The sequence below is a fragment of the Acinetobacter sp. GD03645 genome (assembly GCF_029845285.1).
Classification (GTDB): Bacteria; Pseudomonadota; Gammaproteobacteria; order Pseudomonadales; family Moraxellaceae; genus Acinetobacter; species Acinetobacter corruptisaponis.
Window position 1 is genome coordinate 1 of the sequence record NZ_JAOCLL010000048.1, and the last position, 1,237, is coordinate 1,237.

1 protein-coding gene is annotated in these 1,237 nt (G+C 40.3%); it reads right to left on the minus strand.

Annotated features, from left to right (window positions below; translation table 11 throughout):
* Window positions 1-5: 5 nt before the first annotated feature.
* Window positions 6-1,165, minus strand: a protein-coding gene (locus N5J47_RS18070) for an IS3 family transposase (protein WP_279961414.1) whose coding sequence is annotated in 2 segments (ribosomal slippage) — window positions 6-928 and window positions 928-1,165 — 1,161 coding nt in all. Because the reading frame shifts where the segments join, the coding sequence is not laid out codon by codon here.
* Window positions 1,166-1,237 lie beyond the last annotated feature (72 nt).

Here is a 1,237-nt window from a genome sequence, read left to right on the forward strand (position 1 = left end):
TGATCCTAGACACTATCGTGGACAGTACTTCCCTCTAAATTCTTAAAATATTTCTGCTCAAAAGCTTCAGGGCTTAACCAACCATTTGCAGAATGCCTTCTGATTCGATTGTAGTAAACTTCAATATATTCAAACAAGACCGAATTTGCCTCTTTTCTTGTAGAAAATACACTGTCATGTACCACATGCCCTTTCAATGTATGGAAAAAACTTTCTGTTACTGCGTTATCCCAACAATTTCCCCTACGTGACATACTTTGTATTGCCTTATTTGTCAGTAATACAGCTCTGAAATCGCGACTGCAATATTGACTGCCTTGATCCGAATGAATCATCAAGCCTGTTGGATAACCCTGACGTGCAAGTGCATAGTTAAACGCATCACATACCAATTGACGATCTATTCGTGTACTTGTCTGCCAACCGACGATACGTCGGCTAAATAGATCTAGCATCACGCATAAATATAACCAGCTTTCCTTCGTTCGAATATACGTAATATCAGTCGTCCAGACCTTATTCGGCTCAGTTACAGTGAACTGTCGATCTAACAAATTTGGTGCCGTTGGCAAACGATGATTTGAATCAGTCGTATGCTTATATTTACGGGCACTTTTACTGTGTAATCCTAGTTTTTTAAGCATTCGACCTATAGTACGCTCACTCATGCTGTAACCTAGGTCATGCATATCATGAACCAGTGATGGCGCGCCTAAACGAGCGTGGTGCTGCCAATACACGGCTTTTAAATCAGAGTAATGCTTTGCTATACGTACCTGACGTTTTTTCCATGCATAGAACCCCGAAGTACTGACACCACATTGTTTGCACAGTACACTGACTTTAACCTTTTCCATTGCAAAGTCTTTGATTACCGTGTACTTCTCTTGCCTTGATCGGTGAGGAAATACACATGCACTTTTTTTAGAATGTCATTTGCCTCTTTGAGCTGTTTGACTTCTTTTTCTAGATCTAATATTCGCTGTTGCTCAGGTGTTAACTGACGTTTGCTTGATCCTTCTGGATTAGCAGTACGAATCCATTTATCAAGTGTCGAGTAACCAACACCAAGCTTTACCGCAATTGATGCTAATGATTCATGTGAGTTCGCAAGTGCATAATCAATTGCTTGCTGTTTAAATTCTGGACTAAAGCGTTTAGCCATGTGTACATCTCCAAAGTTAACGTTACATTATCTTCAGAGGGACAGTGTGTCCATTACTTTGGCTAGGATCAA